The organism is Streptacidiphilus sp. P02-A3a, assembly GCF_014084105.1.
In the GTDB taxonomy this organism is placed as follows: Bacteria; Actinomycetota; Actinomycetes; order Streptomycetales; family Streptomycetaceae; genus Streptacidiphilus.
The window spans coordinates 1319632-1346488 of record NZ_CP048289.1 but is presented as its reverse complement, the minus strand read 5'-3'; the positions used below and the strand labels follow the sequence as shown (position 1 = coordinate 1346488).

Here is a 26857-nt window from a genome sequence, read left to right as displayed (position 1 = left end):
CACAGCGCACCGCTTCGACGACAGGGGGTTGCCACCATGATCGAGACCGAACTCCAGCCGACCGTCCGACGCCTGCACCCGCACCCGCACCCGAACCCGACGCAGGTCCCGGCGGCGGACCAAGCACCGGGGCAGGTCCCGGGGCAGGTCCCGGCCGCCGTACCGGCACCGGCGCAGCTGCCGTCCCCGGGCGCGGTCAGGCTGGGGCGGGTGCACGGGGTGGGCGGGGGCCGCCTGCGGCACCGCGACCCGACGCCGACCCGGACCGGCGACAACCTGCTGGCCGGCCGCTACGCCCAGCGGCTGCTGGAGGTCCTCAGCGGGCACCGGGTCTGCGAACAGCTGACCGCGCTCGCCACCGAGGCGGTGCACGACGACGTGCGGACCCTCGTCCAGCGCCGCTGCCTGCTCGGCCCGAACGGCTCGCAGCCGGTGCTCTGGAAGGTCTTCGACGACTCCCCGGCGCCGGGGGTGCTGGAGGTGACCGCGTCGGTCCGGATCGGCGAGCGGCTGGAGATGCTGGCGTTCCGGCTGGAGTGGCGCCGCGCCCCGCGCCACCCGAACGGCACATGGCGGTTCACCGCCCTGGAAACCAGGTGGTGAACCGCCATGTCACTGCCGTTGGTGCGGCCTTCGCCGCGCCTGCTCGCGGCGACTACTTCTTGCGGCGACGGCCCTTCGCGCTCTTGCGGCGGTCCGCGCGGGTCTCCGTGACCTCGTCCTCGTCGGCCTCGTCGTTGAGGAAGTCGCCCTCGATCACGCCGCCCTCGCCGTCCACCGACGGGGCCGTGTAGTGCAGCCGGTCCGGGCGGGCCGGGGCCTCCAGGCCCTTGGCGCGGATCTCCGGGCGGGCCGCGCCCTCGACCGCGTCGGCGGGCTTGTCCAGGTCCACGGCCTCGACCGAGGCCACCGGGACGTCCTCGACCTGCTGCTCGACCTGGACCTCCAGGTTGAACAGGTAGCCGACGGACTCCTCCTTGATGCCCTCCATCATCGCCGAGAACATGTCGAAGCCCTCGCGCTGGTACTCGACCAGGGGGTCACGCTGGGCCAGCGCCCGCATGCCGATGCCCTCCTGGAGGTAGTCCATCTCGTAGAGGTGCTCGCGCCAGCGGCGGTCCAGCACCGAGAGCACGACCCGCCGCTCCAGCTCCCGCATCACCGGCTCGCCGAGCTGCTGCTCGCGCTCGACGTACTTGGCGTGCAGGTCCTCCTTGACGGCCTCGGCCAGCAGGTCGGCGGTGATCCCGGCGCGGTCGCCGTTCTCCTCCTCCAGCTCCTCCACGGTCACGCTGATCGGGTAGAGCTGGCCCAGCGCGGTCCACAGCTTGTCGAAGTCCCACTCCTCGGCGAAGCCTTCTGCCGTGGCGTTCTTGACATAGGCGTCGACCGTGTCGTCCATGAAGTGGTCGATCTGCTCGCGCAGATCCTCACCCTCAAGCACCCGGCGGCGCTCGCCGTAGATGACCTCGCGCTGGCGGTTCAGCACCTCGTCGTACTTGAGGACGTTCTTGCGGATCTCGAAGTTCTGCTGCTCGACCTGGGTCTGCGCGGAGGCGATGGCGCGGGTCACCATCTTGGACTCGATCGGGACGTCCTCCGGGACGTTCGCCATCGACAGCACCCGCTCGACCATCCCGGCCTTGAACAGGCGCATCAGGTCGTCACCCAGCGACAGGTAGAAGCGGGACTCGCCCGGGTCGCCCTGACGGCCGGAACGGCCGCGCAGCTGGTTGTCGATGCGGCGGGACTCGTGCCGTTCGGTGCCGAGGACGTAGAGGCCGCCCAGCGCCTGGACCTCCTCCTGCTCGGCCTTGACCGCGGTCTTGGCCTTCTCCAGCGCCTCCGGCCAGGCGGCCTCGTACTCCTCCGGGGTGTCCACCGGGGACAGGCCGCGCTGCGCGAGCTCGGCCGAGGCCAGGTGCTCCGGGTTGCCGCCGAGCATGATGTCGGTGCCTCGACCGGCCATGTTGGTGGCGACGGTGACCGCGCCCTTACGCCCGGCCTGGGCGACGACCTGCGCTTCGCGCTCGTGGTGCTTGGCGTTCAGCACCTCGTGCTGGATGCCGCGCTTGCGCAGCTCCTGCGCCAGGTACTCGGACTTCTCGACGCTGACCGTGCCGACCAGGATCGGCTGGCCCTTCTCGTGCTTCTCGGCGATGTCCTCGACCACGGCCGCGAACTTGGCGGGCTCGGACTTGTAGATCAGGTCCGGCTGGTCGACTCGCGCGGGCACCCGGTTGGTCGGGATCGGCACCACGCCGAGCTTGTAGATCTGGTGGAACTCCGCCGCCTCGGTCTGCGCGGTACCGGTCATCCCGGAGAGCTTGTCGTACAGGCGGAAGAAGTTCTGCAGGGTGATGGTGGCCAGGGTCTGGTTCTCGTTCTGGACCTCCACCCCCTCCTTCGCCTCGATCGCCTGGTGCATGCCCTCGTTGTAGCGGCGCCCGGCCAGGATGCGGCCGGTGTGCTCGTCGACGATGAGGACCTCGCCCTCCATCACGACGTAGTCCTTGTCCTTCTTGTAGAGCTCCTTCGCCTTGATGGCGTTGTTCAGGAAGCCCACAAGCGGGGTGTTCGCCGACTCGTAGAGGTTGTCGATGCCCAGGTAGTCCTCGACCCGGGTGACCCCCGACTCCAGCACGCCGACGGTGCGCTTCTTCTCGTCCACCTCGTAGTCGACGTCGATCTTCAGCCGCTTGACCAGCTTGGCGAAGTCGCCGTACCACTTGGTGGCCTGGTCCGCCGGACCGGAGATGATCAACGGCGTACGGGCCTCGTCGATCAGGATCGAGTCGACCTCGTCCACGATCGCGAAGTTGTGCCCGCGCTGCACCAGCTCCTCCTGCGACCAGGCCATGTTGTCGCGCAGGTAGTCGAAGCCGAACTCGTTGTTGGTGCCGTAGGTGATGTCGCAGGAGTACTGCTTGCGCCGCTCGGCCGGGCTCATGTTGGCGAGGATCACGCCGACCTCAAGGCCGAGGAAGCGGTGCACCCGGCCCATCCACTCCGAGTCGCGCTCGGCCAGGTAGTCGTTGACCGTGATCAGGTGCACGCCCTTGCCGGACAGGGCGTTCAGGTACGCGGGGAGCGTGCCGACGAGGGTCTTGCCCTCACCGGTGCGCATCTCGGCGACGTACCCGTGATGCAGGGCCGCGCCGCCCATGATCTGGACGTCGTAGTGACGCTGGCCGAGCGTGCGCTTCGCTGCCTCGCGAACGGTCGCGAAAGCCTCGGGGAGGATGTCGTCCAGGGACTCACCGTCCGCGAGGCGCTCCCGGTACTCGTCGGTGAGCGCGCGCAGCTGCTCGTCCGTCAGATTGACGAAGTCCTCTTCGATTGAGTTGACCTGGGCGGCAATGCGGTTCAGCTTACGAAGGATCTTTCCTTCGCCTACGCGCAGGACCTTGTCGAAGACGGACACGTGGGCTGGCTCCTTGCCTGGGCTGGCACTGGGCGATCGGTGCAGTGGCGATGGAGACACACCACCGCGTCGCCATCGTATGCGAGGAAGCGAGCGGGCCGGGAGGCCTGTCAACACTAACCATTGGCATCACCCTTGCGAGTGGGGTGGTCAGTACCGTCACCTTTGTACAAATCGGACATGAGAATTCTCCCCGACGGCACAGAACAGCCGCCTCGCACGGCCGCTCCGGGGGCACGCCGACCGGGTCTCCCCCTCAGCATGCCTGACGCCAGGCGTCGAGTGAGAGATGCTTGAGCATCGCACTGAACCGCAGCCGCCGGGCGGCACCGCAGAAAGCCGGGCGGGGGAGGTTGTACTCGGCTTCCAATACGGCCTTTCCGGCCGCGATGAAGGGCACCAGTTCGTCGCACTCCTGGTATTCCGCACACTGTTCGTCGACGGCGAAATCGAAGTCCCCGACCAGCTGCGGCACCTGGTCGAGGTCGTTCTTCAGCGCCACGGCCAGGCCCCGCTGGTGCGCGAGCCGGGCCACCATCCGGTTGAAGGCGAGCTGGTCGGCGGCGGTCAACGGAAATCCGGTGGCATTGGCGTAGCCGTCGACGTTGTCCGGCTCGACCCCGTCGAAGCCCTTGCTCCGGCACATGGCGAACCGCGCCGCGATGATCGGCTCCAGCAGGTCGAGCCGCCGGATGTCCAGCCAGCGTTCCCCCGGCCAGCCGTCGGACCCGCCCAGCAGTACCGCCGGAAAGCGCTGCCGGTCGGGGCGGAAGTCCTCGTACGCGCCCACGCTGATGTAGCAGACCACCTTCCGCCCCTCGGCGTGCAGGGCGGCGACCTGGGCGGTGCTGGTGGTGAAGCCGTCGACGTCGTAGACAGCGGCGTCGACCCGGGTGTCCAGCGGCCCGCTGAGCTGCCACTGCCAGCTGGTTCCCACCGCCGGCCGCCACCCAGCCCACGCACCGGCCCCGGCAGCCGAGGCGGTGCGGCCGGGGGCGGCACCGCTCGTACCGCCGCCGCAGGCGGTCGCCGCCAGCAGCAGGACACAGGCCAGCAGGACACGCGGCAGCGCCGCCCGGCCGGACCGGTCGAGCACCCGCGCGGCTCGGCGCGGCCACCCCTGAACACTCAACACTGCCCCGAGATCTGCCGAGTACGGCACAACTCCGGCATCAGCACACCCCAGGGGTTGGGCCCGCTGCCCGGAGTGGCATAGCTGACCGCCGCATGGCGCCGCCGTGCCATGTCCGACACCGCCGCGCATCGGCCGACCGGTGTCCCGTGCACCAGATGCCCGAAGCGCCGCGCCGGGAAGCCCGCCGTCCACTCCGGCACCCGCAGTTCCCGGTACTGCTCCCAGCTCCCTTCGAAGGTGATCAGCAGGTCCGCCACCTCGGCGAACCCGGGGTGCGGGTGGACCCCGGGGTTGAACGCCACCCGCGACGCGTCCAGCGAGCGCGCCGCGACCGCCAGCCGCCGGTAGTGCGGCAACAGCTCCGGGGCGGACCCGACCTGGTCGAAGAAGACCCCGTCCACGTCGTACCAGTCCCGGTGCCGCTCGACGTCCGCGACCACCTCCCGGTGCTGCCGACGGCCGTAGCCGGTGTCCACATAGCCGTACAGCGGCACTCCGGCCGTGCGCAGCCGTTCGGCCGCCGCCGCGAACTCCGGCTCCACGGCGCCCCCCGGCCCGCTGTGCGGATTGAGGACCAGCCCGCACAACGCCCCGGCGTTCGCCACCACCTGCGCCCAGAGCTCGGGCTCGGTCCCGGGGTAGGCGTACAGCGGGACGAACAGCCGCCCGCCGACGGCTCCGGCGGCGTCGCCGTCCTCCGTCAACTCCACGTGCTCAACTCCACTTTTCCTGACACTCTCTGACGCTATGTCACTTGATCGTCCAGCTGCGGTTCCTCCTGTCATCTCAACGGTGCACGGTCACCCGCCCGAGGGTGCCGCAGGCGACGAGCAGCAGTACTGCCGCCGCCACCCCGCCCACCGTCGTCATGCCGACCCCGGCCAGCGTCGCGACGGCCGCCGGGGCGCAGATCCCGGCCGCGAGCCAGGCCGATCCGAGCGCCTGGAGCAGCAGCGCGGTCCAGACCGCCGCCCCCAACAGCAGCAGCCCGGTGAGCTGCGGCCCGAACGGGAGCCCGGCCAGGGCGATCCCGAGCACAGCCCCCAGCGCCGCGAGTATCCCCAGGTAGCTGCCCAGCCCCACGAGCAGCGAGTGGACCGAGCGCAGGGCGAACGCCCGGGCGCTCGCCGCCGTCCGCAGCGCGTGGTGGATACGACTGCGGTAACCGTAGAGCAGCCACTCGGCGGGGCCCATGCTCAGGGTCAGCGCGACCATCGGCGCCACCTCGACATGCTTGCCTCGCAGTGCCGTCCCCAGCGTGAGCAGCGCTGTCGCCAGCCCGAACAGCCCGTGCGGCAGCGATCCGTACAGCGGGGGCAGGGGATCATCGACCTCGGCTTCGCTCCCGTCGCGGCAGCCGCGCAGCGCCCGCGCGGCCTGGCCGAGGGCCAGCAGCAGCGTAACCAGCAGCAGCGACGAGAGCTCGGGTATCGCCGGGAGCAACCCGAGCAGGACCGCCGCGCCACCGAGTGCGGCCGGAGCGAGCGCGCCGAGCAGTTCGGACTCCCGGCCGAGCACCAGCAGCACGCAGGAGGCGCCCATGTAGGCCGACTGTCCGACACAGAAGATCAGCACGTCGTCGATCTGCCGACCGGTGAGCAGCCCCGCGAGCAGCGCGCCGCAGGTGCCGAGCACCGCCCCGGCCATGGCGCCGCGCCGCAGGCAGCGTTCGGCCGAGAGCTGCCCGCCACGCCCGAGCCACAGGTGCGCGCGGTGGGCGAGCCCCTGGTTCCAGGCCCAGCACAGCAGCAGCGAGGTCGCCAGCGCGATGGTCCCGTGTGGCAGGCCGCCCCGGTCGGCCGGGCCGGTGAGCATCGGTCTGCCCAGCGGGAAGGCCAGCCCGGGCAGCGCGTACACCAGCCCCCGGAGCAGGCTCGCGGACAGCGGCGCGCTCCACGGCGAAGGTGTCGGCTCCGGCTCGGGATAGTCCCTCGGGGTCTCCGCGTAGAGCTCTTCGGCGAGTTCGAAGGCGTCCATCCGGCCGTAGTGGCGCTGGACTTGACGGTCTGTCACGCCCTCGGCCTCGATGGCCGCAGCCACCTCGAAGGGGTGCACGGCTGCCGCCGCGATCCCACCGAAGCGGGCTGCCGCCTCCCGGGCCGGATCGTCCGGCAGGGTGCCGTCCGCTGCCCCGGCGGCAGCGGTCGTGGTCGGCCGGGGCAACGGTGGGGACAGCGGGGACAGCCGCAGTCCGGGCAGGAGTTCCAGGATCGCGCTCATCCGCCGCACCCCGCCAGGGTCGGCTCCATCGCCGAGACGCTGGTGGCCCCGGGCTCGTCCAGCAGTGCCCGGTAGAGGCTGCGGAAGGTGGCGACGGTGCGCTCGACGGTGAACTGTGCGAGCACCCGCTCGCGGGCCGCGCTGCCCAGGGCCGTGCGCCGGGCCGGATCACGGAGCAGGCCGAGGGCGGCCCGCGCCATGGTCTCCGGCTCGCGCGGCGGCACCACCAGGCCGGTGTCGCCGACTGCCTCGCGGACCCCGCCGACGTCCGTGGAGACCGTGGCCCGCCCGCAGGCCATGGCCTCGATCAGGCTGAACGGGAAACCCTCGGAGATGCTGGAGAGCATGACCACGCTCCCGGCCGCGTAGGCGTGGCGGACGGTGTCGATCCGGCCCTCGAAGGTCACCCGCCCGGTGACGCCCAGCTCCGCCGTCAATTGGTCCAGTTGCTCCCGGTAGGCCTCTCCCCCGGCCGGGACCCCGCCGAACAGGCGCAGCCTGGCCGCCGGGAGCTCCGCCTGGACCAGGGCGAAGGCCCGGATCAGGGTCTCCAGGTCCTTGATCGGGTCGATCCGCCCGGCCCAGGTGAGCGTCGGCGCCTCCGGCTCCGGACCGGCGAAGGGGAAGAGTTCGGGATCGACCCCGTTGTAGATGGTCCGGATCCGTTGCGGGTCGCAGCCGCCGCGTTCCTCCCAGCGGCGGTTGTAGCGGTTGCACGGCGTGATCAGATCAGCCCCCCGGTAGCCCTCGGTGGCGAGCAGCCGGAAGAAGCCGAGGATGAGCGCCTTGACCGGCCAGCGGTAGGGGGCGGTGCGGTAGCTGAGATAGCGCTCGCGCAGGTAGATGCCGTGTTCCGAGAGCAGCAGCGGCACGCCGTGGAAGCGCCGCGCGGTCAGCCCCGGCAGCACCGCGAGGCCGCCGGTGACCGCGTGCGCCACCCCTCGGCTCGGCGGCTGCAGGGCCAGCGGTCTCAGCGCGTGTTCCAGCAGGTCGGTGGCCTGCAGCGCGTCCTGGAGGGTGGGTCTGGCGGCGTGCGTGGCCAGGAACGGGCGGGACCACAGGGCCTGGAGCGAGCGCAGCGCCCCCTCGCTGCGCAGGGCGGCCGTGAGCGAGCCGCCGGTCAGTGCGAACTCGGCCAGTTCGTAGAGCTCGTCGGCGAAGTGGTGCTCGAAGTCGCGGTCGAGCAGCGCGAGCAGAAACCGCTCGTAGCCCGCGAGGAAACGGCGCAGCACCCGCCCGCGCGGGGCCGCGCCACCGGGGGTGCGGCCCCATAACGGCGCGGAACTGACCGACGCGACCTGCGGCGGTAGCTCCCACACATGCGGCTCGCGTCCGTTGCCGGTGATCCCGAGCACATGGAAGCGCACATCCGGCATGCCCTGCACCAGTTGGTCGCACCAGACGCTCACCCCGCCGTGCACATAGGGGTAGGTGCCCTCGGTGAGCAAGGTGACCTCGACAGGTCCGTTCGTCATTGCGTGTGCCCCCTCCGGCTTTCGGCGAGTCGCCATGGCGTGGCCGAGCCGCCCACCTGGCGTCCCGGATGCGGTGCGATCGCTGGCTGCTGCTGACTGGACTGACTGCTGCGGCTATCCGCCGGCGTCCGATTCCAGGAAGCCCGGCCCCGACCGTCCGGACGCGGTTCCCCCGCGCACGGACCGGTCCGGGCATGACTGCTCCCCGGCTGCGGCCGTTCCTGGCTCACCTGGCATGTGTGTGGGTGGTTGCCGAACTCGCCGATGCCTCACCGGGTCTGTCCGCAGGCCCTGTCCGCAGACCCTGTGCGCGCCACCACTCCGGGACACAGCCCCGGTCCCTCCCCCTGTCGCCCCCGCGACTCCTGCGCCCGCAGTCAGATGCTAGGAGCCCCGGCTGACAGTTCAGGCGCCTTTCCTGGACTTCACCGGTTATGTCACTCATACGAGTGAGACGTCTCAGACTGTGTTTGCATTCGCCCGAATGGGACACGGGCCCTCGGCCCCGGATGTGTCAGTGCCCGGTCCTACTGTGGCATCCATGAGTACCGACTCCGCCGTCCCCGCGCCGACCCTCGTCCTCACCGCCGACGAGGCCCGGCGCCTCGCCCTGCGCGCCCAGGGACTGCTCGGCGCACCCGATCGCCGGGCCGGGGTACGCGGTGTGCTGCGGCATCTGGGCGCGGTGCAGTTGGACACCATCTCGGTGCTGGCCCGCTCGCACGAACTGGTCCCCTATGCCCGGCTCGGGCCGGTGGGCCGGACCGAGGTCGAATCCGCCTACTGGGGCGCCGGCACCGCCTTCGAGTACTGGTCCCATGCCGCCTGCGTGCTGCCCATCGAGGAATGGCCGCTGTTCGGCTTCCGCCGACGCGCCTTCCTCGACCGCGGCCACCGCTGGCACCGGATGCAGGACGCCGAACGCTCCTGCGCCGAGGTCCTGGCCCGGCTGCGCGCGGACGGCCCGCTCACCGCCACCGAACTCGGCGGTGCCAAGCGCGGCGGCGAGTGGTGGGACTGGTCCGAGACCAAGATCGCCGTGGAGTGGCTGCTGGACACCGGTCAGGTCGTCTGCGCCGAGCGCCGCTCCTGGAAACGGGTCTACGACCTGGCCGAGCGCGCGGTGCCGGGCGCACTGCTGAACGCCGAGCCCGACGACGCGGCCTGCCTGCGGCAGCTGCTGCGGCAGGCCGGCGCGGCTCTCGGCGTCGCCACCGCCAAGGACCTCGCCGACTACCACCGGCTGAAGTCCCAGCAGATCACCGCCTCGCTGGCGGACTCCGGACTGGTCCCGGTGCGGGTCCAGGGCTGGGGGCGGGACGGCGCCGCCGCCACCGCCTGGGCCGACCCGGCGGCGCTGGAGACCGCGCCCCGCGGACGCCACCGCACCACCCTGCTGTCCCCGTTCGACTCGCTGGTCTGGGACCGCGCCAGGACCGAGCGGATCTTCGGCCTCACCCACCGGCTGGAGGCCTACACCCCCAAGGAGAAGCGCGTGCACGGCTACTTCGCCATGCCGCTGCTGACCGGCGGCCGACTGGTGGGCCGGGTCGATCCGGCTCGCGAGGGCCGGACCCTCGTCGCCCGACAGGTGTCGCTCGACTCGCCCGGGCAGCTGGACGCGCTCGCGACCGCGCTGAACGAGGCCGCCCGCTGGGTGGGCTGCGACAGCGTCCGGGTCGAGCGCCTGCCCGACGAATCGCTCCGCCCTGTGCTCGACCGGCTGCTGGCGGGCGGCTGAGCCAAGCCCGGCCCGCCCTCGCGCGGCCTCACCCTATTTCGAGGATCTTCTCCCGCATCGCGTAGACCACGGCCTCCATCCTGGAGTGCAGCTGAAGCTTCTCCAGGATGTTCCGGACGTGGTTCTTCACGGTGTTCTCACTGATGAACAGCTGCTTGGCGATGTCCCGGTTGTTCAGCCCGGTGGCCACCAGCTTGAGCACCTCCAGCTCCCGGTCGGTGAGCCGGGGCGCGGGCAGCATGCGCTCGTCCGAGCGCTGCTGGATCATCGACTTGAACTCGGTCAGCAGCTTGGCCGCCATCGACGGGCTGATCTGCGACTGACCGTCGGCAACCGCCCGGATGGCGGTTGCCACCTCGTCCGTGGAGATCTCCTTCAGCAGGTAGCCGGTGGCTCCCGCCTTGATCGCCTCGTAGAGGTCGGCTTCCTCGTCGCTGATCGTCAGCATGATGATCTTCGTGCTGGGCGCTACCTCCTTGATCGAGGTGCACGCCTCGATCCCGCTGCGCCGGGGCATCCGCACATCCATCAGGATGATGTCGGGCAGCAGGTCGACCGCCTTCTCCACGGCCTCGGCGCCGTCTCCGGCCTCGCCCACGACCTGGATGTCCTCCTCCTGCGCGAGGACGATCTCCAGTCCGCGACGGAACAGCGCGTGGTCGTCCACCACCAGGACCCTGATCGGCTCGACAGCGTACCGAGGACGCCCGGCGTCCAGGTCGTCATCGCTCCGGTGGCCCCATCGCTCCCCCATCCGGTCCTCCCCCTCGGCTGGTCGGCTCTTGCCGCATATGATTCCACGCTCCGCGAGCCCCGCGATCAACCAACCTTCACGAATTCACTCTCGGGTGTGTCCGACAGGCACGCACCAGGGGTGCGACGCGCCGCGCCGCACCCCTGGAACCCACCGCCGGGCCTCGGCCCGGACCGGTCGGGGCTACTCCTCCAGCTTGAGGTGGATCACGCCGTAGTCGTATCCGTGCCGCCGATAGACCACGCTCGGCTGGCCGGTGTCGCTGTCCATGAAGAGGTAGAAGTCGTGCCCCACCAGCTCCATCTCGTAGAACGCCTGGTCGAGCGCCATCGGGACGGCGGCGTGGGTCTTCTCGCGGACGATCAGCGGGCCGTCGCCCTCGATCTCCAGTGATCCGATCCTCGTCCGCCTGACCCCGGAGGGCTCCAGGTCGACGGTCACCGGGGGCAGATCCGCCAGTGCGGCGGTCGCCTCGGCGACACTCTGCGGAGAGCGCGGGCCCTTCTGCACCCGGCGGCGGTCCGCCACCTTGCGCAACTGCGCGTCAAGCTTGGCCGAGGCCAGGTCCAGCGCCGCGTACGGGTCGGGGGCGCATGCCTCGGCCCGGATCACCGGACCCCTGCTGTGAAGCGTGATCTCCACCCGCTCGGACCGCTCGGCCTGACGCGGGTTGCGCTCCTTGGAGAGCTCCACATCGAGGCTGATGACCTTGCCGTCGAGCTTCTGGACGTGGTCCAGCTTCTCGGCGACGTGCTTGCGGAACCGCTCGGGCACCTCGGTCTTCCGACCCTTCACGACGATGTCCACGCAGATCTCCGATCCTTTGCGCTGTCGCCGGCGGACTCGCAGGTCCGCGCAGCCCATCGAGTACGCAGCACCACCCGCCTGGGGTGGGTGGGCCGCCCCTCACACCACCTCCTCCCCGCTGGAAGTGATTGAAACCCCATGAAACAACGGTTCCAGGGGTTCCGCCCGTCAGCGACAGGGAGGAAAGCGACACGTGAGGCAGCCGTACGTCCTGGCCTCCCAAAATCCCGGCGACCCAGGAGCCTGTACAGCCCTCACGTCAGTCCTACCCCCTTTTGAGTGAACTCGCAGCAAAATCCCGGCGCCGCCGCCCGCCGAGGCACCACGCTTGGTCCGCCGCTCTGCCCGACCGGAGGAGGCCACCATGACCAGCAAGCCCGTACGGATGCTCGACACCGCCCTGGACCTGCTTGTTCCCGCTCACTGCGTGGGCTGCGAACAACCGCACGCCCAGCTCTGCCCCGACTGCCGCGGCCTGCTTGAGGGCGCGCAACCAGCACCCGCGCGCCCCTCGGCAGCTCCAGCCGAGCTCCCCGAGGTCTTCGCGGCCACCCCCTATGCGGGCGCGGTCCGGCAGATCCTGCTCGCCCACAAGGAACGCGGAGCACTGCGGCTGGCCCGACCACTCGGCACCGCTCTGGCGGCAACGGTGCGCTGCGCCGTCCCACCCGACGCCGCCAGTCGCGCCCTGCCACTCCTGCTCGTCCCCATCCCCTCGGCCCGCGCGACCGTGCGCGCCCGCGGTCACGACCCCACCCTGCGGCTCGCTCGCGCGGCGGCGGCCGGGCTGCGCGGTGCGGGCGTGCCGTCCCGGCTGCTGCCCGCGCTGCGCCAGTCCCGGCGGGTGGCCGACCAGGCCGGGCTGGGCGCCGCCGACCGGCTGCGCAACCTCCGCGGCGCCCTGTCGGTGCCGCCCCATCGACATAGGCACCTCGGCCACGGCCGGATCATCCTGGTGGACGACCTGGTGACCACCGGCGCGACCTTGGCCGAGGGCGCCCGAGCCCTGTCCGAGGCGGGCGCGGACGTCCTGGTGGCGGCCGTGGTGGCCGCCACCGTCAAGCGCTCCGCCGCTCAGCCGGGATAGCTCGGCATCGGACCGCCGGAGCCGGTGGTCTGCCCTTGGACCTGTAGTTTCTTCCAGGTCGGGTTGGTGCCGGTCCCCCAGACGTAGACCTTGCCCGAGTCGGTCGGATCGTCGTAGGAGTCGCCGATCAGAGGTTCCTTGACCGGGTCGGGATCCGCCTCCAGCGCCGACACCGAGGTCATCCCGCTGGTCGCCTGCGGCGCGGCGGGGGCGGGTATCAGCACCGACGAGCCGTCCATCTCCCAGGTCGAGAGCGCCTTGGCCGACGTGGTCGACTGCCCCAGCACGATCACACTGTCGTCGTCCGCCCAGGACACCGCCTGCACACTGGTCAGTTTGGAGAGCGCGATGTAGCGCAGCCCGATAACCGTCAGGGTCGGCGAGGCGGCCGGGCCAGAGCGTTCCACCCAGCCCACGGCCACCGTGCTCTGGTTGCCCTCACCGATGATCAGCGCGATCCTGGCGCCGTCCTGGGAGACCCGCAGTCCCTCCACCGAGCCGCCCGGGGGCAGGCCCTCCACGGTGACCGGGACCCGATGGGTGCCGTCCGCCGTCAGAGCCATCACCTGCGACGGCGCCGTGGGATCGCTGTCGACCACCCACAACGTCCCGGTCCCGTCCCAGCTCGGACTGCTGAGCGCCTTTCCGTGCAGCGCGGAGTGCTGCGAACTCGCCGAACCCGCCAGCGTGCCCACATAGAGGTCCTGGCCGTCATGCGGAATCACCGCCACCTGGCCACCGTTCCCAGGAGCGACCGCGAAGGCGCTGATCCCGGCCGCACTCGCGGGCTCCAGCACGCCGGGCACGCTCGCGACGTGCTCGGTCACCACGTTCAGGCTCTTCAGATGACCGGACGTGTCGACAAAGTACGCGGTCGAAGCCGGCCCCTGCGCCGGGGCATAGGGGCTGTTGCCGCCCACCCAGCACTTCTGGGTGACGTCGGAGCCCTGGTACAGCGCGACCGAGGAGACCTGCTGACTGCTCTGCTCGCCCTGCTGCACCGGGACCGAACTCAGCGTGGCGTACATCTGGGCGGCCATCTCGGTACAGGCGTTCTGGTCGTCCAGCAGCGTCCTGTCCGAGGAGTTCAGCACCACTTTGGCGGTGCCGTCGCTATTGGGCAGAACCGAGCCCACCGAGACTCCGGCCGGAAACGCCGAGGTGACCACCGACCCCAGCTGCGCCGGAAAACCGCTGACCAGTGCTCGCGCCGCGTCCTCCAACGGATCGATGCGGCTGCGCATCCAGATCGGATCGGCCACCAGCGGCGGCACACCGTTGCTGTTGTGCGAGCCGTTCGCCGGGAAGTAGAGGTTCGCCGATTCGTAGAGCCGCTGGAAGTCCCCCGATCGTATGATCAGCCCTGGCGGAAGGCCGGTGATCTGCCAGTTCCCCTTGGCGTTCCTGACGAAGCTGAACTGCTCGTGGACCTCGGTGTTGCTGCCCTGCACGTAGTCCTGGTCGGCGTCGAGCATGGCGTCGACCGTTCCCGAAACCGTGTAGGTGATCTTACCGCTGGCCAGGCTTCCGGACGTCCGGCTCTGGCGTATCTCGTCCAGCACCGTCACCCGCGCGCTGGGATCCCAGGCGCCGGGGTCGGCCAGGTACTCCTTGGCAGTGCTGTAGTCCGGCTCATCGCTGACCAGGTCGTCCAGGAAACTGACCAGCAGCTCCGCCGGGGCCTCCCCCGCCTGGGGCGGGACGGCGACCACCACCAGCCGGTTGTTGGCCTGGTTGGTGGTCTCCTGACTGCCGGAGTCCGGGCCCGGCGCTCCGCTGTCGGGCATGGTCGCGCACCCCGTGAGCACCATCCCCAGCGCCAGCGCCGACAGCCCCCGGACGCTACTCCTGCGCAGCCGCACCCTCATCCCGCCCCTCCTTTGAGACCACGACCTGCGCACCGGTGGCTCCGTACCCCGAGGCCACCCCGAGGTCCGCCGGATTGCTCGGCGGAAGCGGCATCCGTCCGGACACACCTGGGATCACGGAACCGTACCCCAGGACCCCGCCCAGCCCGGAGCCGAGGCCCACCCCGAGGGCTGCCCCGGGGTCCAGCGACTCGTTCATGGCCATGACCTCGGCCTGCCGGGCCGACCTCCGGTAGGGCATGCCCGCGAGGTCCAGCCCCCGGTTGCTGCGGGAGTCCTCGGGCTCCAGCGGAATCGGCGAGCGCTGCACCTCTCCACCGGCGTTGCGCGGGACGGTCAGCCGGAACTGCGAACCACCGCCGGGCTCACCCCAGGCGTGCAGCCAGCCGCCGTGCAGCGCGGCGTCCTCCAGCGCGATCGACAGGCCGAGCCCGGTCCCGCCGGTGGTGCGCGCACGGGCCGGGTCGGCCCGCCAGAACCGGTTGAACACCCGGGACGCCTCGCCCGGCTTGAGCCCGATCCCGTGGTCGCGCACCGCGATGGCCACGGCACCGTCCCCCGCGGCCAGACGCACCTCGATGTCGCGCCCCTCGCCGTGCTCCAGCGCGTTGACCACGAGGTTCCGCAGCACCCGCTCGATCCGGCGCGGATCGACCTCCGCCACCACCGGCTCGTCGCCGCCTCGGACGATCACCGCACTGCCCTTGGTCCGCGCCAACGGCTCGGCCCCCTCGATCACCCGCGCCACCACGTCCCGCAGGTCCGCGGGCTCGGCGTCGAGGATGGCCGCCCCCGCGTCGAACCTGCTGATTTCGAGCAGGTCCGCGAGGAGCGACTCAAAGCGGTCCAGCTGGTTCTGCAGCAGTTCGGCGGATCGTTCCGCCGCCGGGTCGCCGAAGTCCTCGCGCGACTCGTACAGCAGGTCGGCGGCCATCCGCACGGTTGTCAGCGGGGTCCGCAGCTCGTGCGAGACGTCGGAGACAAAGCGCCGCTGGACCCGGGAGAGCTCCTCCAGCTGGCGGATCTGCGACTGCAGAGCACTGCCCATGCGGTTGAAGGACTCGCCGAGGCGCGCGATGTCGTCCGTTCCGGAGACCTTCATCCGCTCCTCAAGGCGGCCGTCGGCCAGGCGCTCGGAGATCTCCGCCGCCATCCGCACCGGTGTGACGACCTGGCGGACCACCAGCCAGGAGATCGCCCCCAGCAGGATCACCACGAACACCCCGGCCATGGCCAGCGTGCTGGTGACCAGGTTCAGCGTGTTCTGTTCCAGGGTGAACGGGAAGAGGTAGTACAGCTGGTAGGACTGGCCGTCCACGGACAACTGCTGGGCGACGATCAGCCCCGCACTCGTCTTCCCGTCGTCCAGGTCATGGATCCTGGTGTACTGCTCCTGGGTCGCTCCCGGATGCTCGGCGACCTGGTACTGGAAGGCGGCGGGGATGCTGGCGGTCGGATCGACGTTGCCGACCTCCCTGGGCCCGTTGGCGTCCGGCGCGGCTCCGGTCGCCTGTGCCCAGACGTCAGTGCTCGGGACCATACCGACCAAGGCGTACTCACCGGTGCCACTGTTCGCCAGCTGGCTGACCTGCTGCGTCAGCCAGGTGCCGATGTCCACCTGACTGTCGGCGTTCGACTGGGCGCTCCCAGTCGCCGCCACACCGCCGGTGGTACGCCCGGACGTGCTGTCCTGCTGGGCCGCCGCCCGCTGCGCGACCGCGAAGCCGCTCTGGGCCTGGATCTTCGCGGCGTCCTGCTTGGCTTCGAGCAGTCCGTTACGGACCGCGCTCATCACCACGACGCCGAGCACCAGCACCACCGCGAGCGAGAGCACCAGCGTGGTGGCCACCACCCGGAGCTGGATGGACCGGCGGTATAGCCCGGTCAGCCGCAGAAACGGCCGGGTCACCCGGCGCTGGATCATCCTCAGAAGTGAACGCATGCCACCCGTGTCCGCATCACTGGTAGCCGACCGCCCGCCGTCCGGCTCGGGCGCGGCGGGGGTCCGACTAGTCATATCAACTCGGTCCCGCCTTGTAGCCCACGCCGCGAACGGTCACGACGATCTCGGGCCGCTCAGGGTCCCGCTCGATCTTCGAGCGCAGACGCTGGACGTGCACGTTCACCAGCCGCGTGTCAGCGGCATGCCGATAGCCCCAGACCTGTTCCAGCAGCACCTCACGGGTGAACACCTGCCAGGGCTTGCGGGCCAGCGCCACCAGGAGATCGAACTCCAGCGGCGTCAGCGGAATGCCCCGCCCGTCGCGCTTCACCGAGTGTCCTGCCACGTCGATCACCAGATCGCCGATCGACAGCTGCTCGGGACTCGGCTCCTCCGCGCGACGAAGCCGCGCCCGTACCCGGGCTACCAGCTCCTTCGGCTTGAAAGGCTTGGTCATGTAGTCGTCCGCCCCGGACTCAAGACCGACGACCACGTCAACCGTGTCGGTCTTGGCAGTGAGCATGACGATCGGCACGCCGGACTCGGCACGGATCTGACGACAAACGTCGATTCCGTCCCTGCCCGGCAACATCAGGTCGAGCAACACCAGGTCGGGCTTCACCTCGCGGAAGGCGGCCAGAGCCTTGTCGCCGTCAGCGACAAAAGACGGCTCAAAACCCTCCCCGCGCAGCACGATGCCAAGCATCTCAGCCAGAGCAGTGTCGTCATCGACGATCAAGACGCGTCCCTTCATGCCCCCATGGTCTCATTGCGGAAACGTGAGCTGAGGCACAGTCGGCAGAGAGATCCGCCACTCGTTCAAGTTTCCACATCGAGGACCAGGCACTTTACCGACAAAAGTGACAAATATCCCAGCTGCCTCCACTCCTTGGCGAACACCTGTGCACCCACTCTCCACACAGCCTCCAGAGCCGGTCCACCGTGACACGATGATCGCGATCTGGCCGCACAGAACCACGCTTCGGCACCCACAAAAGGTGGACTCCCAGCCATGACCGACACCCCGAGCGGGCGCCCCTTGGAGCCGGCCGCTCCCGAACCCGCCGCACCACTCACGCCGGTCGCGGACAGCGGCACTCCCACAACCCGTACAGAGCCGCACGGCACCAAGAGGCCCGAGCTTCCGGAACAGCCCGGGCGCCGGGGGCGGGCGACCCAGCGAGCCACCCGTCCCCAGCCGACCGGCGGTGGCTGGCGCCCATCCGCCACCTTCACCGCCCCCGTCGCCGGCTGGGAGTGGTCTGGCGGCTGGGTCCCCAAACCCGGAGTCATCGCGCTGCGCCCGCTCCGCTTCGGCGAGCTGATCGGCGCCTCCTACGCGGTACTCCGCCGGTACTGGCGAGTGGTACTCGTACTCTCCGGGGCCGTCGCCCTGGTCACCCAGGCAGTGATCTCCGTCGCCGGTCGGTTCGGCCTCGACAACTCGACGACGATCACGATCCCCTCTGCCTCGGCTTCGGACCCGGCACAGCTGCTGCACCAGGAAGTCCAGTTGCTGAGGGACCTGCTCCCGGTCGTCGCCATCACGCTGCCGGTCACCGTCTTCACGGCCGTACTGGGTGGGGCACTGATCGCACCCGTCGTCAGCCGCGCCGTGCTCGGCAGAAGCGCCACCCTCGGCGAGGCCTGGTCAGAGGTCCGCCCCCAGCTGCTGCGCTCGCTCGGCCTGGCCGCGGTGGTGACCGTGGCGTTGTCGGCCGTGGCGGCCGCCTTCGCCGCCCCCGCAGTGGCCGCGGACTTGACCGGGGCCTCGGATTCAACAGTGCTGTCGCTCGCACTGCTGACCGTTCCCGGTGGACTGCTCGTCCTCTGGCTCTACATTTCGCTCAACCTCGCCGGGCCGGCGTTGGCCCTGGAGCGGCAGACACTCCGCTCAGCGATCAGTCGTTCACTTCGACTGGTCCGAGGCGCGTGGTGGCATGTCTTCGCGCTGACGTTGGTGGTCACCCTGCTGGTCGACATGGCCGCAGGCCTGCTCCTCTCACCGACGGTCATCGCGGACCTGGCAATGAACAACAGTGACAGCACGTCAACTGCTGGTCTCCTGCTCACCGCCGTTGTGGGCGTGCTCAGTTCGACCCTGACCATCCCGATCACCTCGGCGCTCTCGGCCCTGCTGTACGTGGACCAACGCATCCGTCGCGAGGCACTTGACCTCGAACTGGCCGCTGCGGTCGGCATTCCCCAGTACGGCCACTGAGACTCTTCCTTCCCCTGTTTGATGAGGCAGCGGGTGCGCCAGGTTCTCCTGGGCTTGGCGCACCCGCGAGCGAGCGCACCAGAGCGTGTCCGCTGCCTCGCACCGCACAGATACTGCCGTCCCGTGCTGGTCCGGAAATGCCTGTAGGCCCCCTGACGTGATGTCAGGGGGCCTACAGTAAAGGTTGTTCGGCAGCGTCCTACTCTCCCACAGGGTCCCCCCTGCAGTACCATCGGCGCTATGAGGCTTAGCTTCCGGGTTCGGGATGTAACCGGGCGTTTCCCTCACGCTATGACCACCGAAACACTATGAAGTTGACCGCACACCACTCCTCACGGAGCGGGGGTCGTTCCTTCAGAACAACACAGTGGACGCGTAGCAACTATGGACAAGCCCTCGGCCTATTAGTACCGGTCAGCTCCACCCCTCACAGGGCTTCCACATCCGGCCTATCAACCCAGTCGTCTACTGGGAGCCTTAACCACTCAAGGTGGTGGGAGCCCTCATCTCGAAGCAGGCTTCCCGCTTAGATGCTTTCAGCGGTTATCCCTCCCGAACGTAGCCAACCAGCCATGCCCTTGGCAGGACAACTGGCACACCAGAGGTTCGTCCGTCCCGGTCCTCTCGTACTAGGGACAGCCCTTCTCAAGACTCCTACGCGCGCAGCGGATAGGGACCGAACTGTCTCACGACGTTCTAAACCCAGCTCGCGTACCGCTTTAATGGGCGAACAGCCCAACCCTTGGGACCTACTCCAGCCCCAGGATGCGACGAGCCGACATCGAGGTGCCAAACCATCCCGTCGATATGGACTCTTGGGGAAGATCAGCCTGTTATCCCCGGGGTACCTTTTATCCGTTGAGCGACGGCGCTTCCACAAGCCACCGCCGGATCACTAGTCCCTGCTTTCGCACCTGCTCGACCCGTCGGTCTCACAGTCAAGCTCCCTTGTGCACTTACACTCAACACCTGATTGCCAACCAGGCTGAGGGAACCTTTGGGCGCCTCCGTTACATTTTAGGAGGCAACCGCCCCAGTTAAACTACCCACCAGACACTGTCCCTGATCCGGATCACGGACCCAGGTTAGACATCCAGCACGACCAGAGTGGTATTTCAACGACGACTCCACAACCACTGGCGTGGCCGCTTCAAAGTCTCCCACCTATCCTACACAAGCCGAACCGAACACCAATATCAAGCTATAGTAAAGGTCCCGGGGTCTTTCCGTCCTGCTGCGCGAAACGAGCATCTTTACTCGTAATGCAATTTCACCGGGCCTATGGTTGAGACAGTCGAGAAGTCGTTACGCCATTCGTGCAGGTCGGAACTTACCCGACAAGGAATTTCGCTACCTTAGGATGGTTATAGTTACCACCGCCGTTTACTGGCGCTTAAGTTCTCAGCTTCGCCTGGTCGAAACCAAGCTAACCGGTCCCCTTAACGTTCCAGCACCGGGCAGGCGTCAGTCCGTATACATCGCCTTACGGCTTCGCACGGACCTGTGTTTTTAGTAAACAGTCGCTTCTCGCTGGTCTCTGCGGCCGGCCAAAGCTCAAGGAGCAAGTCCCATCACCACAACCGGCCCCCCTTCTCCCGAAGTTACGGGGGCATTTTGCCGAGTTCCTTAACCATAGTTCACCCGAACGCCTCGGTATTCTCTACCTGACCACCTGAGTCGGTTTGGGGTACGGGCCGCCATGAAACTCGCTAGAGGCTTTTCTCGACAGCATAGGATCATCCACTTCACCACAATCGGCTCGGCATCAGGTCTCAGACTATATGTGAGGCGGATTTGCCTACCTCACGCCCTACACCCTTACCCCGGGACAACCACCGCCCGGGCTGGACTACCTTCCTGCGTCACCCCATCGCTCACCTACTACCCTGTTGGATCAGCGGCTCCACCACTCCTCTTCACCCGAAGGATCCGAGACGGCTTCACGGCCTTAGCATCCAGAGGTTCGACGTTGGCGCTTCAAAGCGGGTACGGGAATATCAACCCGTTGTCCATCGACTACGCCTGTCGGCCTCGCCTTAGGTCCCGACTTACCCTGGGCAGATCAGCTTGACCCAGGAACCCTTGGTCAATCGGCGCAAGAGTTTCCCACTCTTGTATCGCTACTCATGCCTGCATTCTCACTCGTATACCGTCCACGACTGGCTTCCGCCGCCGCTTCACCCGGCACACGACGCTCCCCTACCCATCACAGCCCCCGTTAGGAGTTAAGCTGCAATGACACGGCTTCGGCGGTGTACTTGAGCCCCGCTACATTGTCGGCGCGGAATCACTTGACCAGTGAGCTATTACGCACTCTTTAAAGGGTGGCTGCTTCTAAGCCAACCTCCTGGTTGTCTCTGCGACTCCACATCCTTTCCCACTTAGCACACGCTTAGGGGCCTTAGCCGGTGTTCTGGGCTGTTTCCCTCTCGACCATGGAGCTTATCCCCCACAGTCTCACTGCCGCGCTCTCACTTACCGGCATTCGGAGTTTGGCTAAGGTCAGTAACCCGGTGGGGCCCATCGCCTATCCAGTGCTCTACCTCCGGCAAGAAACACACGACGCTGCACCTAAATGCATTTCGGGGAGAACCAGCTATCACGGAGTTTGATTGGCCTTTCACCCCTAACCACAGGTCATCCCCCAGGTTTTCAACCCTGGTGGGTTCGGTCCTCCACACGGTCTTACCCGCGCTTCAACCTGCCCATGGCTAGATCACTCCGCTTCGGGTCTTGGGCGCGCTACTCAACCGCCCTATTCGGACTCGCTTTCGCTACGGCTACCCCACACGGGTTAACCTCGCAACACACCGCAAACTCGCAGGCTCATTCTTCAAAAGGCACGCAGTCACGACAACATGTGCAAGCACACACTGCGACGCTCCCACGGCTTGTAGGCACACGGTTTCAGGTACTATTTCACTCCGCTCCCGCGGTACTTTTCACCATTCCCTCACGGTACTGTCCGCTATCGGTCACTAGGGAATATTTAGGCTTAGCGGGTGGTCCCGCCAGATTCACACGGAATTTCTCGGGCTCCGTGCTACTTGGGAGTTGTACAAGCAAGCCGTACAGATTTCGTCTACGGGGGTCTTACCCTCTACGCCGGACCTTTCGCATGTCCTTCGACTACCCATACGGTTTCTGACTCGCCCAGCCGCCGGCAGACGACTGAAGTACAATCCCACGACCCCGAAGTGGCAACCCCTGCCGGGTATCACACCACAACGGTTTAGCCTCATCCGATTTCGCTCGCCACTACTCTCGGAATCACGGTTGTTTTCTCTTCCTGCGGGTACTGAGATGTTTCACTTCCCCGCGTTCCCTCCACACTGCCTATGTGTTCAGCAGCGGGTGACAGCCCATGACGACTGCCGGGTTTCCCCATTCGGACACCCCCGGATCAAAGCTCGGTTGACAGCTCCCCGGGGCCTATCGCGGCCTCCCACGTCCTTCATCGGTTCCTAGTGCCAAGGCATCCACCGTGCGCCCTTAAAAACTTGGCCACAGATGCTCGCGTCCACTGTGCAGTTCTCAAGCAACGACCAACCACCCATCACCCCCACACACGAAGCGTGAAGTTCACTGGGGTCGGCGTCTGAAGACCAGCCATACGGCCGCGCCCTCAGGACCCAACAACGTGCCCGACACAACCAACCAACCACCGCGTTCCACGCGCCGAAGCGCAGTACTAACCATGACCAACTGATCGTGCCGAATAGTCAACGTTCCACCCATGAGCGAACCACCGTCAGACATTCGCTGACGTCATGGCCCTCTGGCCGCCGAAGCGGCAGAAGTGCTCCTTAGAAAGGAGGTGATCCAGCCGCACCTTCCGGTACGGCTACCTTGTTACGACTTCGTCCCAATCGCTGGTCCCACCTTCGACAGCTCCTTCCCTTACGGGTTAGGCCACCGGCTTCGGGTGTTACCGACTTTCGTGACGTGACGGGCGGTGTGTACAAGGCCCGGGAACGTATTCACCGCAGCAATGCTGATCTGCGATTACTAGCAACTCCGACTTCATGGGGTCGAGTTGCAGACCCCAATCCGAACTGAGACCGGCTTTTTGAGATTCGCTCCACCTCGCGGTATCGCAGCTCATTGTACCGGCCATTGTAGCACGTGTGCAGCCCAAGACATAAGGGGCATGATGATTTGACGTCGTCCCCACCTTCCTCCGAGTTGACCCCGGCAGTCTCCTGTGAGTCCCCGGCATAACCCGCTGGCAACACAGAACGAGGGTTGCGCTCGTTGCGGGACTTAACCCAACATCTCACGACACGAGCTGACGACAACCATGCACCACCTGTATACCGACCACAAGGGGGCGACCATCTCTGGCCGTTTCCGGTATATGTCAAGCCTTGGTAAGGTTCTTCGCGTTGCGTCGAATTAAGCCACATGCTCCGCTGCTTGTGCGGGCCCCCGTCAATTCCTTTGAGTTTTAGCCTTGCGGCCGTACTCCCCAGGCGGGGAACTTAATGCGTTAGCTGCGGCGCGGACCACGTGGAATGTGACCCACACCTAGTTCCCAACGTTTACGGCGTGGACTACCAGGGTATCTAATCCTGTTCGCTCCCCACGCTTTCGCTCCTCAGCGTCAGTAATGGCCCAGAGATCCGCCTTCGCCACCGGTGTTCCTCCTGATATCTGCGCATTTCACCGCTACACCAGGAATTCCGATCTCCCCTACCACACTCTAGCCTGCCCGTATCGAATGCAGACCCGGAGTTAAGCCCCGGGCTTTCACATCCGACGCGACAAGCCGCCTACGAGCTCTTTACGCCCAATAATTCCGGACAACGCTCGCACCCTACGTATTACCGCGGCTGCTGGCACGTAGTTAGCCGGTGCTTCTTCTGCAGGTACCGTCACTTGCGCTTCTTCCCTGCTGAAAGAGGTTTACAACCCGAAGGCCGTCATCCCTCACGCGGCGTCGCTGCATCAGGCTTTCGCCCATTGTGCAATATTCCCCACTGCTGCCTCCCGTAGGAGTCTGGGCCGTGTCTCAGTCCCAGTGTGGCCGGTCGCCCTCTCAGGCCGGCTACCCGTCGTCGCCTTGGTAGGCCATTACCCCACCAACAAGCTGATAGGCCGCGGGCTCATCCCAGATCGCCGGAGCTTTCCACGCACACCCCATGCGGAGATGCGTCGTATCCGGTATTAGCACCGGTTTCCCGGTGTTGTCCCAGAATCTGGGGCAGATTGCCCACGTGTTACTCACCCGTTCGCCACTGATCCACCCCGAAGGGCTTCACCGTTCGACTTGCATGTGTTAAGCACGCCGCCAGCGTTCGTCCTGAGCCAGGATCAAACTCTCCGTGAATGATTACCCGTAATCGGGTCACCACACGCGTTGAGCGGCACAGCAACCGGCGGAATAGCCGATCCCGTGCACTGCGTCCTCGCTAGTGTTTTGTGCATCAAAGGAACCTCGTCCGATCAACGGACGGGGTATCAACATATCTGGCGTTGACTTTTGGCACGCTGTTGAGTTCTCAAGGAACGGACGCTTCCTTCAAGACCCTTTCACCGGTCTCTCCAGGCGCTTCGTTCTTCGTTCTAAACCTTAGCAGATCCGAATCCCCCGGCGAACCGGAGCTTTTCGTTTCAAACCTTAGGTCGAAGGCAACTTCCGCTGCCCTTCCGGAGGACCTTATCAGGCTTTCCGGACCGCTTTCGCGGTGCACGCTCCTTCAGCTTCGGGACAGCATTCATCCGGCATTTCTGCCCTGATGCGTGCTGAATTTCGATGCCTCTTGAAGCGCGAGGTGTTCGAGACTACTCCGGACCTCGCTGACTGTCCAATCCGGGCAACCGCTCGAACCTACCCGGGCTCCCCACCCTCGTCAACGGTTTTGCTCGGCGGCGTCTCCAACTGCTCCAGTTCGACTCCTGGGGCCGCGAGCACCACGTCACCGGCCAGGTGAACCACTCCCTCCTCACCTGTGGCCAGGTCGGCGACGCGGTAGCGCTCGACGTCCAGCGGTCCGCTGTCAGTGGGGTGTGATTCGATCGCTTCGAGGGTCCAGCCCTGGTCCAGGGTGCGCGGGGCGAGCACCGGATCGGTCAGGGCGACGACTCGCAGGCGGGCGCTGCCGCCAGGGCGGAGCCGCAGCAGTCGGGCGGTCGCGATGAGGAAGGCCGGCGAACGGCCGGAGAAGGCGTGGGCCCGGTCGCTGCCCTCGCGCGTGCGCGTGCCGTCGGTGTCGGCGCTGTGCGAGCGGACCCAGGTGAGGCCGTCGAGCGTGCCGCCGCGGACCTGCCAGCCGGCGTGGCGCAGTTCGAGACGCAGCGGTCGGCTTCGGGAGTCAAGAGTGAGGTCGACGGAGCCGTCGGGGCTGCCGTCGGTCGCGAAGGTCTGCGCGGTGTAGCGCCACCCCGACGGGCCCGGCGCACAACTGAAGCGTTCTTCACCGAGAGGGGTGTCGTCATGGGTGTCGTAGAAGGAGTAGCGCCCGCTGGGCATGGTGCGTCCCTGTGTCCGGATGGCCGAGTGGCCGACGCCCGCAGGCGTCGGCCACTCGAAGACGTGCTGTGCTGCTGGACCGGATCAGTAGCGGTACTGGTCCGGCTTGTAGGGGCCCTCGACCGGCACGCCGATGTAGGCGGCCTGCTCCTCGGAGAGGACGGTGAGCTTCACGCCCAGGGCGTCCAGGTGCAGGCGGGCGACCTTCTCGTCCAGGTGCTTGGGCAGCACGTAGACGTCGACCGGGTACTCCTCGGTCTTGGTGAAGAGCTCGATCTGGGCGATCGTCTGGTTCGCGAAGGAGTTGGACATCACGAACGAGGGGTGACCGGTCGCGTTGCCGAGGTTCAGCAGACGGCCCTCGGACAGCAGGATGATGGTGTGGCCGTCCGCGAAGCGCCACTCGTGGACCTGCGGCTTGACCTCGGTCTTGACGATCCCGGAAAGCTTGGCCAGCCCGGCGATGTCGATCTCGTTGTCGAAGTGGCCGATGTTGCCGACGATGGCCTGGTGCTTCATCTGCTCCATGTGGCGGGCAAGGATGATGTCCTTGTTGCCGGTGGTGGTGATGAAGATGTCGGCGATACCGACGACGTCCTCCAGGGTGGTGACCTGGTAGCCGTCCATGGCCGCCTGCAGGGCGCAGATCGGGTCGACCTCGGTGACGATGACTCGGGCGCCCTGGCCGCGCAGCGACTCGGCGCAGCCCTTGCCGACGTCGCCGTAGCCGCAGACGACCGCGACCTTGCCGCCGATCAGGACGTCGGTGGCGCGGTTGATGCCATCGATCAGCGAGTGGCGGCAGCCGTACTTGTTGTCGAACTTGGACTTGGTGACCGCGTCGTTGACGTTGATCGCCGGGAACAGCAGCTTGCCGTCGCGGTGCATCTCGTAGAGCCGGTGCACGCCGGTGGTGGTCTCCTCGGTGACGCCCCTCACCGCGGCGGCGGCCTCGGTCCACTTGCGGGGCGACTCGGTGAGGGTGCGGTTGAGGAGCTCCAGGACGACCCGGAACTCCTCGTTGTCGGCGGTGGAGGGGTCCGGCGCGGCGCCGGCCTTCTCGAACTCGACGCCCTTGTGGATGAGCATCGTGGCGTCGCCACCGTCGTCGAGGATCATGTTCGGGCCGACCTCGCCGGGCCAGGTCAGGGCCTGCTCCGTGCACCACCAGTACTCGGTGAGCGTCTCGCCCTTCCAGGCGAAGACCGGAACGCCCTGGGGGTTCTCCGGCGTGCCCTCGGGACCGACCGCGATGGCGGCGGCGGCGTGGTCCTGGGTGGAGAAGATGTTGCAGGAACACCAGCGGACGTCGGCGCCGAGGGCGACCAGGGTCTCGATCAGCACGGCCGTCTGGATGGTCATGTGCAGCGAACCGGTGATCCGCGCACCCGCGAGCGGCTGGCTGGCCGCGTACTCCTTGCGGATGGACATCAGGCCGGGCATCTCGTGCTCGGCCAGCTGGATCTCCTTGCGGCCGAACGCGGCAAGGTTGAGGTCGGCGACCTTGAAGTCACCGGAGGGAGCAGTAGACATCTTTCTTCTTCCGTCGCTGTCTGTTCGCCGGTGGCATCCGGCGCGGGCAGTGGCAGGGCCGATCGGGTACGTCAATCAGCACCCGCCGCCACGGCGGGTGCGAGAGCGTGCGGGACCTTGCCCGCGCGACCGGGACGGCTCGGTCCTACCCGACCGCGTCCCGCGACTGTCATACCTG

At 67.5% G+C, this 26857-nt stretch carries 16 protein-coding genes and 3 rRNA genes; 4 read left to right on the top strand and 15 right to left on the bottom strand.

Annotated elements, in window-relative coordinates; all coding sequences use genetic code 11:
- The first annotated feature begins 36 nt into the window (after positions 1-36).
- Positions 37-603, top strand: coding sequence for an Rv3235 family protein (locus tag GXP74_RS06185; protein WP_182450399.1), 567 nt, complete (start codon positions 37-39; stop codon positions 601-603).
- 52 nt (positions 604-655) lie between these two features.
- Here GXP74_RS06185 and secA read toward each other — a convergent pair whose 3' ends face one another.
- From secA to pelF, 5 genes are all read right to left on the bottom strand, one after another.
- Positions 656-3424 carry a preprotein translocase subunit SecA gene (secA, locus tag GXP74_RS06180; RefSeq protein ID WP_182450398.1) on the bottom strand — a complete coding sequence of 923 codons (2769 nt, stop codon included), beginning with the start codon at positions 3422-3424 and terminating at the stop codon, positions 656-658.
- 256 nt (positions 3425-3680) lie between these two features.
- A complete protein-coding gene (locus GXP74_RS06175; protein ID WP_370468536.1) occupies positions 3681-4520 on the bottom strand; it encodes an endo alpha-1,4 polygalactosaminidase in 840 nt (279 codons plus the stop codon).
- Between the two features lie 32 nt (positions 4521-4552).
- A complete protein-coding gene (locus GXP74_RS06170) occupies positions 4553-5269 on the bottom strand; it encodes a spherulation-specific family 4 protein (protein ID WP_225447744.1) in 717 nt (238 codons plus the stop codon).
- A 76-nt stretch (positions 5270-5345) separates the two neighbouring features.
- Complete coding sequence (locus GXP74_RS06165; protein ID WP_182450396.1) at positions 5346-6779, bottom strand: hypothetical protein; 1434 nt, start codon at positions 6777-6779, stop codon at positions 5346-5348.
- Positions 6776-8254 (bottom strand): GT4 family glycosyltransferase PelF, encoded by a 1479-nt coding sequence (gene pelF, locus GXP74_RS06160; RefSeq protein ID WP_182450395.1) that lies wholly within the window; start codon positions 8252-8254, stop codon positions 6776-6778. Before pelF ends, GXP74_RS06165 begins: the two co-directional genes overlap by 4 nt.
- Before the next feature lie 541 nt (positions 8255-8795).
- On the opposite strand from pelF, the gene GXP74_RS06155 reads away from it, so the two are divergent.
- The gene (locus GXP74_RS06155; protein WP_182450394.1) at positions 8796-9995 is read left to right on the top strand and encodes a winged helix-turn-helix domain-containing protein; all 1200 of its coding nucleotides are present in this window, start codon (positions 8796-8798) and stop codon (positions 9993-9995) included.
- A 28-nt stretch (positions 9996-10023) separates the two neighbouring features.
- On the opposite strand, the gene GXP74_RS06150 is transcribed toward GXP74_RS06155, so the two are convergent.
- Together GXP74_RS06150 and hpf are read right to left on the bottom strand one after the other, a co-directional pair.
- A complete protein-coding gene (locus GXP74_RS06150) occupies positions 10024-10749 on the bottom strand; it encodes a response regulator transcription factor (RefSeq protein WP_182450393.1) in 726 nt (241 codons plus the stop codon).
- 183 nt (positions 10750-10932) lie between these two features.
- On the bottom strand, positions 10933-11556 hold the full coding sequence (gene hpf, locus GXP74_RS06145) for a ribosome hibernation-promoting factor, HPF/YfiA family (RefSeq protein ID WP_182450392.1): 624 nt from the start codon (positions 11554-11556) through the stop codon (positions 10933-10935).
- Positions 11557-11920: 364 nt separating this feature from the next.
- Between hpf and GXP74_RS06140 the strand changes: the two genes are divergently transcribed.
- Positions 11921-12643 carry a ComF family protein gene (locus GXP74_RS06140; RefSeq protein ID WP_225447743.1) on the top strand — a complete coding sequence of 241 codons (723 nt, stop codon included), beginning with the start codon at positions 11921-11923 and terminating at the stop codon, positions 12641-12643.
- On the opposite strand, the gene GXP74_RS06135 is transcribed toward GXP74_RS06140, so the two are convergent.
- The 3 genes from GXP74_RS06135 to mtrA form a co-directional block, all read right to left on the bottom strand.
- The gene (locus GXP74_RS06135; protein ID WP_182450391.1) at positions 12631-14511 is read right to left on the bottom strand and encodes an LpqB family beta-propeller domain-containing protein; all 1881 of its coding nucleotides are present in this window, start codon (positions 14509-14511) and stop codon (positions 12631-12633) included. The genes GXP74_RS06140 and GXP74_RS06135 overlap by 13 nt on opposite strands.
- A complete protein-coding gene (gene mtrB / locus GXP74_RS06130; protein WP_225447742.1) occupies positions 14486-16453 on the bottom strand; it encodes an MtrAB system histidine kinase MtrB in 1968 nt (655 codons plus the stop codon). Before mtrB ends, GXP74_RS06135 begins: the two co-directional genes overlap by 26 nt.
- Positions 16454-16529: 76 nt before the next feature.
- Positions 16530-17207, bottom strand: coding sequence for an MtrAB system response regulator MtrA (gene mtrA / locus GXP74_RS06125; protein ID WP_182441796.1), 678 nt, complete (start codon positions 17205-17207; stop codon positions 16530-16532).
- A gap of 654 nt (positions 17208-17861) precedes the next feature.
- On the opposite strand from mtrA, the gene GXP74_RS06120 reads away from it, so the two are divergent.
- Positions 17862-18674 (top strand): hypothetical protein, encoded by an 813-nt coding sequence (locus tag GXP74_RS06120; RefSeq protein WP_182450389.1) that lies wholly within the window; start codon positions 17862-17864, stop codon positions 18672-18674.
- A 186-nt stretch (positions 18675-18860) separates the two neighbouring features.
- On the opposite strand, the gene rrf is transcribed toward GXP74_RS06120, so the two are convergent.
- From rrf to ahcY, 5 genes are all read right to left on the bottom strand, one after another.
- A 5S ribosomal RNA gene (rrf, locus tag GXP74_RS06115) occupies positions 18861-18977 on the bottom strand.
- A gap of 81 nt (positions 18978-19058) precedes the next feature.
- Positions 19059-22180, bottom strand: a 23S ribosomal RNA gene (locus GXP74_RS06110).
- A gap of 304 nt (positions 22181-22484) precedes the next feature.
- Positions 22485-24003 (bottom strand): 16S ribosomal RNA (locus GXP74_RS06105).
- Together the 16S, 23S and 5S rRNA genes form the textbook arrangement of a ribosomal RNA operon.
- A 501-nt stretch (positions 24004-24504) precedes the next feature.
- Complete coding sequence (locus GXP74_RS06100) at positions 24505-25146, bottom strand: hypothetical protein (RefSeq protein ID WP_182450388.1); 642 nt, start codon at positions 25144-25146, stop codon at positions 24505-24507.
- A gap of 84 nt (positions 25147-25230) precedes the next feature.
- Positions 25231-26679, bottom strand: a complete 1449-nt coding sequence (ahcY, locus tag GXP74_RS06095; protein WP_182450387.1) for an adenosylhomocysteinase — start codon at positions 26677-26679, stop codon at positions 25231-25233.
- Positions 26680-26857: the final 178 nt, after the last annotated feature.

Bases quoted from the DNA above. Each gene is read 5' to 3' on its own strand.
- GXP74_RS06135 (WP_182450391.1), bottom strand. From the start codon at position 14,511: ATGAGGGTGCGGCTGCGCAGGAGTAGCGTCCGGGGGCTGTCGGCGCTG.
- GXP74_RS06140 (WP_225447743.1), top strand. From the start codon at position 11,921: ATGACCAGCAAGCCCGTACGGATGCTCGACACCGCCCTGGACCTGCTT.
- GXP74_RS06150 (WP_182450393.1), bottom strand. From the start codon at position 10,749: ATGGGGGAGCGATGGGGCCACCGGAGCGATGACGACCTGGACGCCGGG.
- GXP74_RS06165 (WP_182450396.1), bottom strand. From the start codon at position 6,779: ATGAGCGCGATCCTGGAACTCCTGCCCGGACTGCGGCTGTCCCCGCTG.
- GXP74_RS06155 (WP_182450394.1), top strand. From the start codon at position 8,796: ATGAGTACCGACTCCGCCGTCCCCGCGCCGACCCTCGTCCTCACCGCC.
- ahcY (WP_182450387.1), bottom strand. From the start codon at position 26,679: ATGTCTACTGCTCCCTCCGGTGACTTCAAGGTCGCCGACCTCAACCTT.
- pelF (WP_182450395.1), bottom strand. From the start codon at position 8,254: ATGACGAACGGACCTGTCGAGGTCACCTTGCTCACCGAGGGCACCTAC.
- mtrB (WP_225447742.1), bottom strand. From the start codon at position 16,453: ATGCGTTCACTTCTGAGGATGATCCAGCGCCGGGTGACCCGGCCGTTT.
- mtrA (WP_182441796.1), bottom strand. From the start codon at position 17,207: ATGAAGGGACGCGTCTTGATCGTCGATGACGACACTGCTCTGGCTGAG.
- GXP74_RS06185 (WP_182450399.1), top strand. From the start codon at position 37: ATGATCGAGACCGAACTCCAGCCGACCGTCCGACGCCTGCACCCGCAC.
- GXP74_RS06100 (WP_182450388.1), bottom strand. From the start codon at position 25,146: ATGCCCAGCGGGCGCTACTCCTTCTACGACACCCATGACGACACCCCT.